14 protein-coding genes are annotated in these 14,501 nt (G+C 65.6%); 8 read left to right on the plus strand and 6 right to left on the minus strand.

The window, feature by feature from the left end:
* The first annotated feature begins 27 nt into the window (after window positions 1–27).
* The 4 genes from KAJ83_RS11650 to radC are packed head-to-tail and all read left to right on the plus strand — an operon-like array spanning window position 28 to window position 3,157.
* Entirely contained in the window at window positions 28–810 is a 783-nt protein-coding gene (locus KAJ83_RS11650) for a DsbA family protein (protein ID WP_210682253.1), read from the plus strand.
* Between the two features lie 3 nt (window positions 811–813).
* Entirely contained in the window at window positions 814–1,545 is a 732-nt protein-coding gene (sfsA, locus tag KAJ83_RS11655) for a DNA/RNA nuclease SfsA (RefSeq protein ID WP_210682254.1), read from the plus strand.
* A gap of 53 nt (window positions 1,546–1,598) precedes the next feature.
* Window positions 1,599–2,414, plus strand: coding sequence for a type I methionyl aminopeptidase (gene map / locus KAJ83_RS11660; protein ID WP_210682255.1), 816 nt, complete (start codon window positions 1,599–1,601; stop codon window positions 2,412–2,414).
* 35 nt (window positions 2,415–2,449) lie between these two features.
* Window positions 2,450–3,157, plus strand: a complete 708-nt coding sequence (gene radC, locus KAJ83_RS11665) for a RadC family protein (RefSeq protein WP_210682256.1) — start codon at window positions 2,450–2,452, stop codon at window positions 3,155–3,157.
* A gap of 21 nt (window positions 3,158–3,178) precedes the next feature.
* On the opposite strand, the gene KAJ83_RS11670 is transcribed toward radC, so the two are convergent.
* Window positions 3,179–4,687 (minus strand): phospholipase D-like domain-containing protein, encoded by a 1,509-nt coding sequence (locus KAJ83_RS11670; protein WP_246484467.1) that lies wholly within the window; start codon window positions 4,685–4,687, stop codon window positions 3,179–3,181.
* Window positions 4,688–4,771: 84 nt separating this feature from the next.
* Between KAJ83_RS11670 and KAJ83_RS11675 the strand changes: the two genes are divergently transcribed.
* The 4 genes from KAJ83_RS11675 (at window position 4,772) to KAJ83_RS11690 (ending at window position 10,002) form a co-directional block, all read left to right on the plus strand.
* The gene (locus KAJ83_RS11675) at window positions 4,772–5,944 is read left to right on the plus strand and encodes a homogentisate 1,2-dioxygenase (protein WP_210682257.1); all 1,173 of its coding nucleotides are present in this window, start codon (window positions 4,772–4,774) and stop codon (window positions 5,942–5,944) included.
* Window positions 5,941–7,005 (plus strand): fumarylacetoacetate hydrolase family protein, encoded by a 1,065-nt coding sequence (locus tag KAJ83_RS11680; RefSeq protein WP_210682258.1) that lies wholly within the window; start codon window positions 5,941–5,943, stop codon window positions 7,003–7,005. The genes KAJ83_RS11675 and KAJ83_RS11680 overlap by 4 nt, the downstream gene beginning before the upstream one ends.
* Window positions 7,006–7,267: 262 nt before the next feature.
* Window positions 7,268–7,819, plus strand: a complete 552-nt coding sequence (locus KAJ83_RS11685) for a MarR family winged helix-turn-helix transcriptional regulator (protein WP_210682259.1) — start codon at window positions 7,268–7,270, stop codon at window positions 7,817–7,819.
* Window positions 7,820–7,959: 140 nt separating this feature from the next.
* Window positions 7,960–10,002, plus strand: coding sequence for an NADH:flavin oxidoreductase (locus KAJ83_RS11690; RefSeq protein ID WP_210682260.1), 2,043 nt, complete (start codon window positions 7,960–7,962; stop codon window positions 10,000–10,002).
* A 21-nt stretch (window positions 10,003–10,023) separates the two neighbouring features.
* On the opposite strand, the gene KAJ83_RS11695 is transcribed toward KAJ83_RS11690, so the two are convergent.
* The 5 genes from KAJ83_RS11695 to KAJ83_RS11715 form a co-directional block, all read right to left on the minus strand.
* The gene (locus tag KAJ83_RS11695; RefSeq protein WP_210682261.1) at window positions 10,024–10,830 is read right to left on the minus strand and encodes a phytanoyl-CoA dioxygenase family protein; all 807 of its coding nucleotides are present in this window, start codon (window positions 10,828–10,830) and stop codon (window positions 10,024–10,026) included.
* 120 nt (window positions 10,831–10,950) lie between these two features.
* On the minus strand, window positions 10,951–11,886 hold the full coding sequence (locus tag KAJ83_RS11700; RefSeq protein WP_210682262.1) for a bifunctional transcriptional activator/DNA repair enzyme AdaA: 936 nt from the start codon (window positions 11,884–11,886) through the stop codon (window positions 10,951–10,953).
* A 70-nt stretch (window positions 11,887–11,956) separates the two neighbouring features.
* Window positions 11,957–12,466 carry a GNAT family N-acetyltransferase gene (locus KAJ83_RS11705; protein WP_210682263.1) on the minus strand — a complete coding sequence of 170 codons (510 nt, stop codon included), beginning with the start codon at window positions 12,464–12,466 and terminating at the stop codon, window positions 11,957–11,959.
* Between the two features lie 82 nt (window positions 12,467–12,548).
* Window positions 12,549–13,367 carry a PhzF family phenazine biosynthesis protein gene (locus KAJ83_RS11710; protein ID WP_210682264.1) on the minus strand — a complete coding sequence of 273 codons (819 nt, stop codon included), beginning with the start codon at window positions 13,365–13,367 and terminating at the stop codon, window positions 12,549–12,551.
* Window positions 13,364–14,362: a threonine dehydratase gene (locus tag KAJ83_RS11715; protein WP_246484468.1), complete on the minus strand. Its 999-nt coding sequence runs from the start codon at window positions 14,360–14,362 to the stop codon at window positions 13,364–13,366. The genes KAJ83_RS11710 and KAJ83_RS11715 overlap by 4 nt, the downstream gene beginning before the upstream one ends.
* Window positions 14,363–14,501 lie beyond the last annotated feature (139 nt).

The following is a 14,501-nucleotide window of genomic DNA, read 5'->3' on the forward strand; positions in this document are numbered from 1 at the left end:
CCCCCTGTAATGGAGAACGAGGCGCCCATGTTCACGACCATCCGCCCCCTGCCCGCCCTGGTTCTCGCCGCATGCCTCGCCCTGACGCTAACGGGCATCGCGCGGGCGGATGACGACGCATCGGGGAACGACGGGCTGAGCGAACGTGAGCGCGCGGAGGTCGAGACGCTGGTACGCGACTATATCCTCGACCATCCGGAGGTGATCCTGGAGGCCGTGCAGCGCTTGCAGGCCCGCCAGCAGGCGGAGGAGGAGGCGCGCTCCCAAGCCGCGCTCGCCGACCGGGCGGAGGATATCGACAATCACCCGATGGACCCGACCCACGGCCCCGCCGACGCGCCAGTCACGCTGGTAGAGTTCTTCGATTACAATTGCGGCTACTGCAAGAAGCTGCTGCCCGTGATGACCAAGCTGATCGAGGAGCGGGACGATCTGCGCATCGTCTTCAAGGAATTCCCGATCCTGACACCGGAATCGGAGATCGCGGCGCGCGCCGCGCTGGCCGCCGACAGGCAGGACCTCTATCTCCCCTTCCATCAAGCCCTGATGTCCATGCGCGGCCAGATGACGGAAGCACGTATCCTGGAGACGGCCGCCTCCGTCGGCCTCGACCTCGACCGGCTGCGGCAGGACATGGCCGCCGGGGAGATTTCCAGGCATATCGCCGAAACCAAGGCGCTGGCCCAGGAAATCGGCGTCACCGGTACGCCGGCATTGGTAATCGGCGACACGCTGGTACCGGGCGCGGTTCCCTATGAGCGGATCGTGGCGCTGCTCGACGAAGCCGAGGCGCGCGCGACGGCCGAGTGACGGATGCGCTTCCCGACGCCCCTCGTCCCCGGGCGGCTGACGCGCCGCTATAAGCGGTTCCTGGCGGACGTACGGCTGGAGGACGGAAGCCTCGTCACCGCCCATTGCGCCAATCCGGGATCAATGATGGGACTGGCCGCGCCGGACAGCCCGGTCTGGCTCGCCCCGAACCCCAATCCGAAGGCGAAGCTCGACTGGCGCTGGGAGATCGCGACACAGCGCATCGACGGCACCGACCACATGGTCGGAATCAATACCGGGCGCGCCAACCGCATCGCGGAGGAGTCGATCCTGGCCGGGCGCATCCCGGAGCTCGCCGGCTATGAAAGCCTGCGGCGGGAGGTAAAGTACGGCCGGGCGAGCCGCGTCGATCTCCTGCTCGAAAGCCCGGAGGCGGACGCGCCGCCCTGCTATGTCGAGGTGAAGAGCGTCACGCTGCGCCGCCCGGACGGCCCATTTCCCGGGGCCGCGGAGTTCCCCGACGCGGTCACCGCGCGCGGGGCGAAGCATCTCGACGAACTGGCCGCGATGCGGGCGGAAGGCGCGCGCGCCGTCATGCTCTATCTTGTTCAGCGTGCCGATTGCACCCATTTCCGGATAGCGGACGATATCGATCCCACCTATGCCGAGGCGCTGGAAGAGGCGCGGGGGGCATGCGTCGATTGTTTGTGCTACGATTGTGTCGTGGGGCCGGAGGGCATAGAACTCCGTTCCGCCTTGAACATTTCACCCTGACCCCGTTCCCCGACCGCCCGTCGGGTGTCTCTCTCGAAGATCGGACATAACCGATGAACAAGATCTATAATAGCGAGGCTGGCCGCATAAAGCTGCATGGCGCCAGCGAATTCGAGGGCATGCGCCGCGCCGGACGGCTGGCGGCCCAGGTGCTGGACTTCATCACGGACCATGTCCAACCCGGCATCAGCACCGGCGAATTGGACCGGCTGTGTCACGATTTCATCACCGCCGCGGGCGCTACTCCCGCGCCGCTGAATTATCGCGGGTTCCCGAAATCGGTCTGCACCAGCATCAACCATGTCGTCTGCCACGGTATTCCGGACGATTCGAAGAAACTTAAGAATGGCGACACCCTCAATATCGATATCACGGTAATCCTGGACGGCTGGCACGGCGATACCAGCCGGATGTTCCTGGTCGGCGACAAGGTGTCGGTGAAGGCCCGTAACCTGACCCGCGTCACCTATGAATGCATGATGAAGGGGATCGAGGTCGTGCGGCCCGGCGCGACGCTGGGCGACATCGGGGCGGCGATCCAGGAGCATGCGGAGGCGCATCGCTTCTCGGTCGTGCGCGATTTCTGCGGGCACGGCATCGGCCGCGTCTTCCACGACGCGCCGAGCGTCCTGCATTACGGCAAGGCCGGCGAGGGCCTGGAACTGAAGGAAGGCATGTTCTTCACGGTCGAGCCCATGATCAATGCCGGGAAGTATCCGGTGAAGATCCTGAACGACGGGTGGACGGCCGTGACCAAGGACAAGTCCCTTTCCGCCCAGTTCGAGCATACGATCGCGGTTACCGCCGACGGGTACGAGATATTCACGCTCTCGCCCAAGGGCTGGAACCAACCCCCGTACGACGCCTGATCCCATATCGCTCAAGCGCAAGAGACCCGCACCCGATGGCCGAGGGCAATCCGCCGGAACAACCGCGCGAGAAACCACACTACCATGAGCATAGGAAACGTCTGCGCGCCCGTTTCACGGGGGACATGGGCGCGTCCATGCCGGACTACGAACTGCTCGAACTGGTGCTCTGCGGTATCATCCCGCGTCGCGACGTGAAGCCGATCGCCAAGGCGTTGCTGAAACGATTCGGCGGGTTCGGCGATGTGATCGGCGCCGACCCGCGCGAGATCGCCCGGGTCGAGGGCATGGGCGAGACCTCGGCCATCCAATTGAAAGCGATCCAGCAGGCGGCGATCCGCCTCCTGCGTCACGAGATCACGGATGGTCATGTGCTATCGAGTTGGGACGCCGTGCTCGACTATTGCCGCGCGGCGATGGGCCGGGAAAAGGTGGAGCAGTTCCGCCTGCTTTTCCTCAACAACCGCAACCGGCTGATCGCGGACGAGGTGCAGCAGACCGGCACCGTGGATCACACCCCCCTCTATCCGCGCGAGGTGGTGCGGCGCGCGCTGGAACTCGGCGCCAGCGCGCTTGTCATGGTCCACAATCACCCATCCGGCGACCCTACCCCGTCGAAGGCGGATATCGCCATGACGCACGCGGTGCGCGATGCCCTGTCGAAGATCGACATCCGGCTTCACGACCACATCATCATCGGACGCAAGGACACAGTCAGTCTGCGCAGCGACGGGCTGATCTGACGGCCTTCGGCTGTTCACCGCTTACATATAGGGCTGAACCAGATGCGCGGCGCCGTCGCGCAGTTTCGTCAGAATCGGACGGGTTCGCAGTTCACCCAGCGACAACGGCCGCGCCACCGCGACCCGGCGGTCGATCAGCGCATCGATCCGTGCGGCGAAATTCGTATCGTACCATTCCGCGACATATTCGAAATTGAGCCGCAGCGAGCGCATGTCCCAATTGCCGCTGCCGATCAGCGACCAGGCGCCGTCGACGGTCATCAGCTTCGTATGATCGAAGGGGGCGGGCCTGAGCCAGATCTTGGCCCCGGCGGCGAGCGCCGTCTCCTGCTCGACCCGGCCGGCCCATTGCAGAATACGATGGTCCGACGTCTCCGGCAGCACGATCTCGATGCCGACACCGCCGGCCGCGGCGAGTTTCAAGGCGGACAGCACCGTCTCGTCCGGCAGGAAATAGGGCGTGACGATCCGGATCGACCGCCGCGCCGACAGGATGGCGGCCAGCAGCGTCCAGCGCAGCGGATTCTCCTCGTAATCCGGGCCGGAAGCGATCCCGCGACCGAGCAGATCGCCGGCGGGCGCGAGATCGGGATACCATTCCTCCCCCATCAGCGTCTCGCCGGTGGTGAAGCACCAATCGGCGGCGAAGCGCTCCATCACCTGGGTGACGATCGGCCCTTCCAGCCGGAAATGCACGTCGTCGACGCCCTCGGCCGGCCCCACCGTCTCCAGCAGGCATTCCTCCTTGATGTTAAGCCCCCCGGTGAAGGCGAGCCGCCCGTCCGCGATCAGCAGCTTCGCGTGATTGCGCATGTTGAGATAGGGCATGCGCCAGGGAACGAGGCTGAAAAGGAACCGCTGCACCGGAACACCGGCCCGACGCAGATGATAAAGAACCGGCTGCCAACTGTCATAGGCCCCGACACCGTCAACCAGCACCCGGACCGTCACCCCGCGATCATGGGCGCGTTCCAGCGCATCCGCGAAACGCCCGCCGATCGCGTCGTTCCGGAAAATATAGCTGGAGAGCGCCACGCTGCGCGTCGCACCGTCGATGGCGGTCAGCATCTCCGCATAGGCCCGGTCTCCGCCGTCAAAGGGCTCCACCTTGTTGCCGCCGACCGGCGCATTGCTCGACAGGTAATCAACTCGACGCGCGATACCCGCCAGATGGTGCAGGCGGGGAGACAAAGCCGCGCGCGCGGCCTTCGGCCCCACCCCCGTTCCGGCCAGGGCCGGATCATCCCGTACGCGCAGCCCCTTCAACTTCGCGGCCCGCCGCGCCACGCGGTTGATACCGAACAGATAATAGATCAAGCCCCCCGCCACGGGGACGAACAGGATGAAGCCAACCCAAGCCACGGCGCCCCTGCTGTCCCGCTTCTTCAGCAAAACGTGACCAAGAGCCGCGAGCGCCAGAACGACCGCCGAGAGCGTGAAGAGGAGATTCGGATCGTCCGCTGTCCAGTACATCTCGTCTATATGCGCGGGCGGGTCGATGCGCTCAAGCACGCCGATGGGGCCAGCCATTCGGTTTCATTTGCAACCATCTTGCGCGAAGCATCGGTGAAAGCGAAGGTGGGGATAAGAGAAAGAACGAGGAGGACGCCCATCATGCGGCATCATATACCCGTGCACCATGTCGAGGGCACGGCATCGCGTCAGGCGCATGCCGGCCTGCCCGAGGGCACCTATGAACGCGAGATGGGCAAGGAAGGGTTCTTCGGCCCGGCCTCCCATCTCTATCACGCCAATCCGCCGACGGGCTGGATCGATTGGGAAGGTCCCCTGAAACCCCGTGCCTTCGACCTGAACCGGATCGAAACGGTGGCGCCGGGTCCCTGGGACGCCCCGACCTTCCTGCATAACGCCAATTGCAAGATGCGCTTCTGGCGAACCGAAGGCGCGATGGACCATCTGGCGCGTAACGCCGACGGGGACGACTTGATCTTCATCCACGCCGGCCAGGGCGACCTGTTTTGCGATTTCGGGCATCTGGCGGTCGAGGCCGGGGATTATATCGTCCTGCCACGCGGCACCATGTGGCGGATGGCGGCTTCGGGCCGGATGGAAGCCCTGCTGATCGAGGCGACGGGCGGCAGCTACATGCTTCCCGACAAGGGGCTGGTGGGCCCGCATGCGATTTTCGATCCAGCGATGCTCGACCTGCCGCGGTTGGACGAGGCCTTCGACGCGCAGCGCGCGGGGCCGGAGGCGGGCGTCGAATGGCGGGTCCGCATCCGGCGCCTGGGCCAGATTTCGACCGTCACCTATCCCTTCAATCCGCTCGATGCGGTCGGCTGGAAGGGGAATCTCGCGCCGGTGCGCATCAATGTGCGCGATATCCGGCCCTTGATGAGCCACCGCTATCACCTGCCGCCCTCGGCCCATACCACCTTCGTCGGCAATCGTTTCGTCGTCTGCACCTTCGCGCCGCGCCCGTTCGAGAGCGATCCGGATGCCCTCAAGGTGCCGTTCTTCCACAACAACGACGATTACGACGAGGTGCTGTTCTATCACGCGGGCGACTTCTTCAGCCGCGACAATATCGATGCCGGCATGGTGACCTTCCATCCCTGCGGCTTCACGCACGGGCCCCATCCGAAGGCGCTCCAGGCCGCCTTCACCCCGCGCAAATCCGCGACCGACGAATATGCGGTAATGATCGATACCCGTGATCCCCTGGAGGTCGGGCCCCTTCCCGCCGGGGTCGAGAACCCCGACTATCACCGTAGTTGGATGGACGGCGACGCATCCGGCGCATCGTCTCCGGAGGCTTCGAAATGAGACTGGCCAGCCTGCGGGACGCGGTACCCGGCACGCCGGCGCACCGGGACGGCACGCTCGTCCTCGTCGATCGCGCCATGCGCTCCATGGTCCATGCCACCGACATCGCGCCGACCCTGCAGGCCGTGCTCGACGATTGGAAGACCTTCGCGCCGGCCTTGAGGGATCTGGCAATGGCGTTGGAGGCGGGCACCCTGAAGGATGCCGGCCCCTTCGACCCGTCTCGGTGTCTCGCCCCCCTGCCGCGCGCCTATCAATGGGCCGACGCGTCGGCCTATGTGAACCACGTGGCGCTGGTCCGGCGGGCACGTGGGGCGGAACTTCCCGAGAGTTTTTGGGAAGACCCGCTGATCTATCAAGGTGGCTCCGACGGTTTCCTCGGCCCGACGGACGATATCGCGCTGGCGCATCCGGATTTCGGTCTCGATTTCGAGGCGGAGATCGCCGTCGTCACCGACGATGTGCCGATGGGTGTCGATCCGGAGGAGGCGGCCGGACATATCAGGCTCCTGATGTTGGTGAACGACGTCAGCCTGCGCGGTCTGATCCCCGGGGAACTGGCCAAGGGGTTCGGGTTCTTCCAATCGAAACCGCCCAGCGCCTTCGCCCCGCTCGCCGTCACGCCGGATGAACTCGGCGACGCTTGGGACGGGCGGAAACTTCACCTGCCGTTATCCAGCTATTTGAACGGCACCCTGTTCGGCAGACCGGAGGCGGGCGAGGACATGACCTTCGACTTCCCCCGCCTGATCGCGCATGCGGCACGAACGCGCCCCCTTGGGGCGGGCACGATCATCGGTTCCGGCACGGTATCGAACCGGGACCCGGACGGCGGCCCCGGAAGGCCGGTCGCATGGGGCGGGCGCGGCTATAGCTGTATCGCGGAACAGCGCGTGGTCGAGACGATTCGCGACGGCGCGCCCACGACCCCGTTCCTGCGAACCGGGGACCACGTGCGAATCGAGATGGTCGATCCAGACGGGCATTCCCTGTTCGGCGCGATCGACGCACGCGTCACGGCCTATTCACCATATAGTACCAACGACCGATTTCGCGACTAACCCCCATCCGGCAAAAAGGCCCGATATCCGCCCTTTTCCCTACGGAATCAGGGAATCACACTCCCTGAAACTTTAGTAATTTATAAACGAAATTCCGAAAAAATAGACCTTTCGGCCCTCGAAATGTAGATGAGAAATCATAACATATGTTATACTCAGCAAGCCGAAGCATTGAGCTTACTGGTAGTCATCGAGGGGTTTCGGAAGCGGGTATCACGTTCCCGAAGGGCCCAGTGCGCGGAATGAACAGCGGTCGGACTTCATGACGATGAATTCTTTCGAGGACAACGGGCGGGCGTTCAGCGTCCAAACGGTCAATACGAGTTATTCGGGCCCCCCACTTTCCCAGGCGGTCAGGCCGGAAGGGTTGGCGTTGCTGATCGATCAGGCGGCGCGCTCGGTTTATACCGTGTCGAACAACCGCGGTTTGACGCCCGCGCAATGGGCCGTGCTGCGCTATCTGAAGCGGGCGCGCAACACCGACCCCACGATGATGGGGCTCGTGCGCTATCAGAAAATCGCGCCGGCCACCGCGTCGGAGACAATCTCTCTGCTGGTCAAGCGCGGCCTGCTCGAGAAGGAGCGCGATCCGAACGACCGCCGCCAGTTCCTCTTGCGCCTTACCGACGACGCGGAAGCGTTGATGGAGCATGACCCTCTCCTCCAACTCTCGGATGCGCTGGCGGAAATGGATGAGGGAACGTTGAACTGCATGGCGGATGGGTTGGAGCGCGTGCTCTTCAAGATCGTCGGCGCCCCCGGCGAGAAACCGCCCGAAACCTCGCCGGCCCGGCCCGGCCAGCAGGGGGATTGAAGGCCTGCCATAAGGTCTTCGCCCAACATTACCGTTTCCCCCGCGCCGGCCACGCCGCCCTTTACGCGGGCTTCTCCGGTTTGCTCTACTAAGGCGCTACAATCGCGCCCCCGCAGGGCCATTCTCCGGAGAATTTCGCCATGGCGGCCACCGACCCGCTGCTTCAGCCCTATCGCCTGAAGCATCTCACGCTGCGCAACCGCGTGATGTCCACGGCGCACGAGCCCGCCTATTCCGAGGACGGCCTGCCGGGCGCGCGCTACCGCCTCTATCATGTGGAGAAGGCGAAGGGCGGGATCGCGCTCACCATGACGGCGGGTTCGGCCATCGTCTCGGCCGACAGCCCACCCGCCTTCGGCAATCTCCACGCCTATCGCGACGAGATCGTGGCGCCGCTCAAGCATCTGGCCGAGGACTGTCAGGCCCATGGCACCGCGGTGATGATCCAGCTCACCCATCTCGGTCGGCGCACCAACTGGAACAAGGGCGACTGGCTGCCCGTCCTGGCGCCGAGCCCGGTGCGCGAGCCCGCGCATCGGGCCTTTCCCAAGGAGATCGAGGACTGGGATATCGAGCGTATCGTCGCCGACTATGCCGCCGCCGCGCAGCGCATGCAGGCCGCCGGCCTCGACGGTATCGAGATCGAATGCTACGGCCATCTCGTCGACAGTTTCTGGTCGCCCGCGACGAACCACCGCACGGATGACTATGGCGGTAGCCTCGACAACCGCCTGCGTTTCGCGCGGCGCGTCTTCTCGGCGATCCGCGCGACCGTCGGCCCCGACTTCATCGTCGGCGCCCGGGCCGTGGCGGACGAGGATTGGGACAAGGGCCTCAGCCGCGAGGAAGGGGTCGATATCTGCAAGCGCCTGGTGGCGACTGGCGATATCGATTTCCTCAACATCATCCGAGGCCATGTCGATAGCGATTTGGGCCTGAGCCGCGTTATCCCCGTGCAAGGCATGCGCTCCGCCCCGCATCTGGATTTCGCGGGCGAGGTGCGGGCGGAGACCAAGTTCCCCGTCTTCCACGCCGCGCGCATCAACGATGTCGCCACCGCCCGCCACGCCATCGCGGAAGGTAAGCTCGACATGGTCGGCATGACCCGCGCGCACATCGCCGACCCGCACATCATGCGCAAGGTCGCCGCCGGCATCGAGGACCGCATCCGCCCCTGCGTCGGGGCGACCTATTGCCTCGACCGCATCTATGAGGGGGGCGAGGCGCTCTGCGTCCACAATCCCGCGACCGGCCGGGAAGCCACCATCCCGCAGGAAATACCGAAGGGCGACGGCCCGGCCCGCAAGGTTGTCGTCATCGGCGCCGGTCCGGCCGGGCTGGAGGCCGCGCGCGTCGCGGCCATGCGCGGCCACGATGTCGTGCTGTTCGAGGCGGCGGACCGGCCCGGCGGTCAGGTCCGGCTGCTGGCCCGCTCGAAACGGCGGAGCGAGTTGATCGGCATCACCGACTGGCTGACGGCGGAATGCGAACGGCACGGCGTCGCCCTGCGGTTCAACAGCTATGTCGAGGCCCCGGACGTACTGGCCGAGACGCCCGATATCGTGATCGTCGCGACGGGCGGCCTGCCCAATACGGATATCCTGGAGGCGGGAAGCGACCTCGCCGTCAGCTCCTGGGACATCCTATCCGGCGATGTGAAACCGGGGGAACGCGTGCTGGTCTATGACGACAACGGCCAGCATCCGGGCATGCAGGCGGCGGAGTTGATCGCGGAGAGCGGCGCCCAATTGGAAATCGTCTCGCCGGAGCGCTTCTTCGCCCCGGACATGGGCGGGCTGAACCATGTGAAATACGCCGAATGCTTCGCGGAGCACGGCGTGCGCATCACCATCAACAGCCGCGTCCTGAAGGTGGAGCGTGCCGGCAACGGCCTGATCGCCACGGTCGGCAGCGATTATTCGACACGCACGGAGACGCGGGAGATCGACCAACTCGTCATCGAGCATGGGACGCTCCCCCTCGACGACCTCTATTTCGACCTCAAGGAAGGCGCCATCAATCGCGGGGAGATCGACTGGCGCGCCTTCACCGACCTCCGCCCCCAGCGGGTGGAGAGCAATCCGGCGGGTACCTATCGCCTGTACCGCGTCGGCGATGCCGTCGCCAGCCGCAATATCCACGCCGCGATCTACGAATCGCTCAGGCTGTGCCTGCCGATGTAACCGGGGGACGGCCCGCAGCCCTCACGCGTCGTACCAATAACCGTCCGGATCGCCGGGATAGACGCCGAGCATGGTGCCGTGCGCCTGATAGCCCATCAGGCGCCGGATGTTCTCGGGATAGCTATCGGCGATTTCGCGCGGGACGGTGAGATACTGGTTCTCCTCCTGGCGCAACCAACCCAGGCTATAGGTATTGATCAGACCGGAGCGCGGGCCGTTTGAGTGATTGGCCCCGCCGCCATGGACCGTCGCACCGAGATAGAGCAGGAGGGAGCCGCGCGGCATGACGGCCTGGATCACGTCCTCCTCCGGGATATCCTCGATCGGGCGCAGGTCCTGGCTGCCCAGGATGACGCGGGTCGCCCCATTCTCCACCGTGAAGTCGTCCAGCGCCCACATCGCCGCGATCTGATATTCGATCCCCGGAATGCGATAGGGATAGAAATTATCGTCGCGATGAAGCTCCTGATGCCCCTCGCCCGGGTGGATCTCGATCGCGGTGGTGCTGCCGATGCGATAGTTCTCGCAATGGGGTAGGAGCGCCGCGTCGGCCGCCGCCATCACGCGCGGATGCGCGATCAATTCCGCCGACGCGCGCGAGATGCCGAGGACACCGCCCAGCCGCAACGTCTTGTAGCCGTTGAAGTCATTGGAAAAGACATGCCCTTCCCGGTCGAAGGGCTCGCGGAAATCGGCCTGCACGCGGTCGATCAAGTCGCGCGGCGCCGCGCCCTCCACGATCGCCGCGCCGACGCGCATCAAGGCCTCGTTGACGGCCTCGTCGCTTGCCTTGTTATCGAACCGCTGGATTGTCCGGTTCTCGCTCATGACCGCACCTTGCCTCGCTTATTGACTGAACAATTGTTCAGTCAATAACGTGTTTCATCGATTTTGGCAAATCCGGCAAGGTGGCGGGCCGGCACGGTACGAATGGATAGATACGGATGTTCAGGCCGCCTTTCCGGTGGGATGAAGCGCCAATCCCCGGCCCGATGCCTCATGTCCCAGCATCGCGACCTTGCGCGGCAAGCCCCAGCGATAACCGCCCAGCATGCCCGAATTGCGGATCACCCGATGGCATGGGATGAGCCAACTGAGCGGATTGGCGCCGACCGCCGTGCCGACGGCGCGGGCCGCGCCGGGCTCCATGCCGAGGCGCCGGGCGATATCGCCATAGGTCGTCATCCCCGCCGGCGGCAGGCGCATCAAGGCTTCCCACACCTTCACCTGGAACTGCGTTCCCTTGAGCAGCAGGCGCAGTTCCGGCCGGTTCCCGCCGGCCGAACGATCCGCGAAGATGCGCGCCATGTCGTCCGCGACGGCGGCGCGATCCTCGACCAGCCGCGCCTTCGGCCAGCGCATCGCCATGTCCTCGAAACAGGCCGCGCGGCCGCGCGCATCGAGGAAGGCGAGACCGCATAGCCCGCGTTCGGTGCGCAGCAGCAGGGTCTCCCCGAACGGCCCCTCGTGCCAGCCCCAGCGGATGGTCAGCCCCTCGGCCATGCGCTTGTAATCGCCGGGTGTCATCGCCTCGACCGTGACGAACAGATCGTGCAGCCGTCCGGGACCGGACAGCCCGGCATCGAACGACGCGTCCAGCACGCTGCCGGACCCGTGCAGCGCCTCCTTGGCCCGGTCCAGGCTGACGAGCGAGAGGAACTTCTTCGGGCTCAACCCGGCCCAGCGCGTGAAGACGCGCTGGAAGTGATGCTCGCTCATGCCCGCGCGCGCGGCGAGGTCGCCGAGCGAGGGGTGTTCTCCCCAATGCTCCGCGATATAGGCAAGCGATTCACCGACAAGATCGTAATGGGCGTGGTCCGTCTGCGTCACGGGGCGTTCCTCAAGCGCGGTATCGGTCATCACGGGCGTTTCTCCGGCTGCCATGATCCATGACCTTTGAATAGCCCGGTCCGCATGTGGCGCCCACCCGGTTCTTGCGGCCCTTACGCGACATTCAGAGGTCCAGCCGGTAGAAATCGACACCGTCCGGCGCGCCCTCGTAATACCGGCCCGTCCGCCGGAAGCCGAGACCGCGATAGAGGCCGATCGCCCGCTCCATCCGCCCGCCGACGGTGTCGAGCAACAGGCGTCTATAGGACCCGGAGCGGGCGAAATCGATCGCCGCCTCGATCAACCGCGTGCCCAGCGAATGCCCCCGGAAACGGGGCCGAACATAGAGGCGCTTTATCTCCCCCGCCGGCATGCCGTCATTGAGGTCGATCACCCGGCGCAACGCGACGCAGCCCGCGACCGCACCATCCACGCGCGCGATCCACAGATTGCCGTCCGGTGGCGAATAGAGACCCGGAAGCGTGTCCAATTCACGGTCGAAATGCTCGAAGCACAGGTCGTATTCGAGCGCCTCGGCATATTCGACGAAGAGTGTCTTCAGATAGCTCAGCCGGTCGCCCGACGTAACGGGCTCGATCTCGACGACCGCCGTCTCGGCCTCGGTTCCGGACACGGCATGTTCCTCCAGAGTGGATCGCGCGCCCCGATCCTACCCCGGCCGCGCGGGCCGCGCAGCAGGGATCGGGCAGCGGAGTTCAGATCGTGATCCGCCCTTCGAGATATGGACGGACATGCCCTTCGATCCGCACACGATCACCGGAGACGGTGCAATGGAGATCCCCGCCCCGGGCCGAGACCTGGCGGCAATGAAGCCGCGTCCGGCCCAACCGCTCCGACCAATAGGGGGCGATCATGCAATGGGCGGAGCCGGTGACCGGATCCTCGTCTATTCCAGCATGCGGCGCGAAATAGCGCGAGGCGACATCGCCGCCCGCCCCATCGCGCCCCGCACCCGGCGCGGTCACGACCAACCCGTCGCCTGGCAGCGCCGCGATCGCCTTCAAGTTCGGCGTTACCGCGCGCACCGCCGCCTCGTCGGCAAGAACGGCCATGTTCATATAGGCCTTGTGGAAGGACAGGACATCCACCCCGCCCAGCATCTCGGCAAGCCCCGCCGGCATCGTGATCGGTCTCGCCGGCGCGACCGGGAAGTCGAGGGCGAGGCGCCCCGCCTCCCCGCGCGCGACGAAGAGGGGACCGCCGCGGCTGTGGAATCGCACCCGCTCGCCCGCGAAGCCCATCTCCCCGAACAGCACCGCGCCGGTGGCGAGCGTGGCATGCCCGCACAGATCGACCTCCACCGTCGGCGTGAACCAGCGCAGGTGATAGTCGCTCTCCGCCCCGTCCGGCATGGGCACGACGAAGGCGGTCTCGGAGAGGTTGTTCTCCGCCGCGACCGCCTGCATCACTTGGTCGGGAAGCCATGCGTCGAGGGGAACCACGGCCGCCGGATTCCCGGCGAAGGGCGCCTCCGCGAAGGCGTCGAGTTGATAAAGCGGGAATGTCTTGGTCATGCGGGAAAATCCTTCTCGTCCCCGGCGTCCGCCTCACCCAACACATCGAGGAAAAGCGTCCGGTCGATATTGCCCCCGGTGAGGACAAGGCCGACCTTGCGTCCGCGCATCGCCTCGCGCTCCGCCATCAGGGCGGCGAGCGGCGCCGCGCCCGCCCCTTCCGCTATATTATGCGTATCGTGGTAATAGGCCCGGATGGCCGCGCGGATCGCGGCATCGCTGACGGATAGGATGCGCGAGGCGCCGGCGCGGATAATCTCGAACGCCTCATCGACCGGCACGCGGCAGGCAACGCCGTCGGCCATCGTATCGGCGCTGTTGGTGGCGACGGGACGGCCGGCCTCGAAGCTCAGCTTGTACATCGGCGCCCCTTCCGCGACGACGCCGACCACCTCCGTCCCGAGGCCCAGCGCGTCGCGCGCCGCGATGACCCCGCATATGCCGGAGCCGAGGCCAATCGGCACATAGACGGTGTCGAGATCGGGACAGCCCCGGAAGAACTCCATCGCATAGGTGGCGACACCGCGCACCAGAAGCTCGTGGAAGCTCGGCAACATCAGGAGCTTGTCGGCCGCCGCGCGTTCCCGCGCATGATCGGCGGCTGCCTGAAAATCATGACCGTGAACGATGAGATCGGCGCCCTGGGCGCGCATGGCGGCGTTCTTCTCGCGGCTGTTCCCCTCCGGAACGACCACGGTCACCCGCGCGCCCAACCGCCGGCAGGCCGTCGCGATCGACTGGCCATGATTGCCGCGCGTGGCGGTGATGACACCGGCCTCCGCGCCCAGGCGGCGGACATGATCCTCGATATAGACGAGCCCGCCGCGCACCTTGAAGGCGCCGGTCGGTGTATGATTCTCGTGCTTGACCCAGGTCTCGCAGCCGGTCCGCTCGGCCAGCAACGGCCACATATACTGCGCCGTCCCGGGGAAGAGGGTGGCGACAAGCTCCTGCGCGCTTTCGATCTGCGCCCTGGTCGGCGTGCGGGCCATCATTCTCCCCTTCGTCAAATCGCATGGTTCGAAGATGGCGGCGCCCCGGTTCAACGGAAGGCGCCGCGATCAAAGCCGCGCGTACTATAATCCGTCCACGCGATGGACGAAACGACGGCCCCGGCGGTGTCCGCGCTATTGT

Origin of the sequence: Marivibrio halodurans (assembly GCF_017963645.1) — a bacterium.
Lineage (GTDB): Bacteria > Pseudomonadota > Alphaproteobacteria > UBA8366 > Aestuariispiraceae > Marivibrio > Marivibrio halodurans.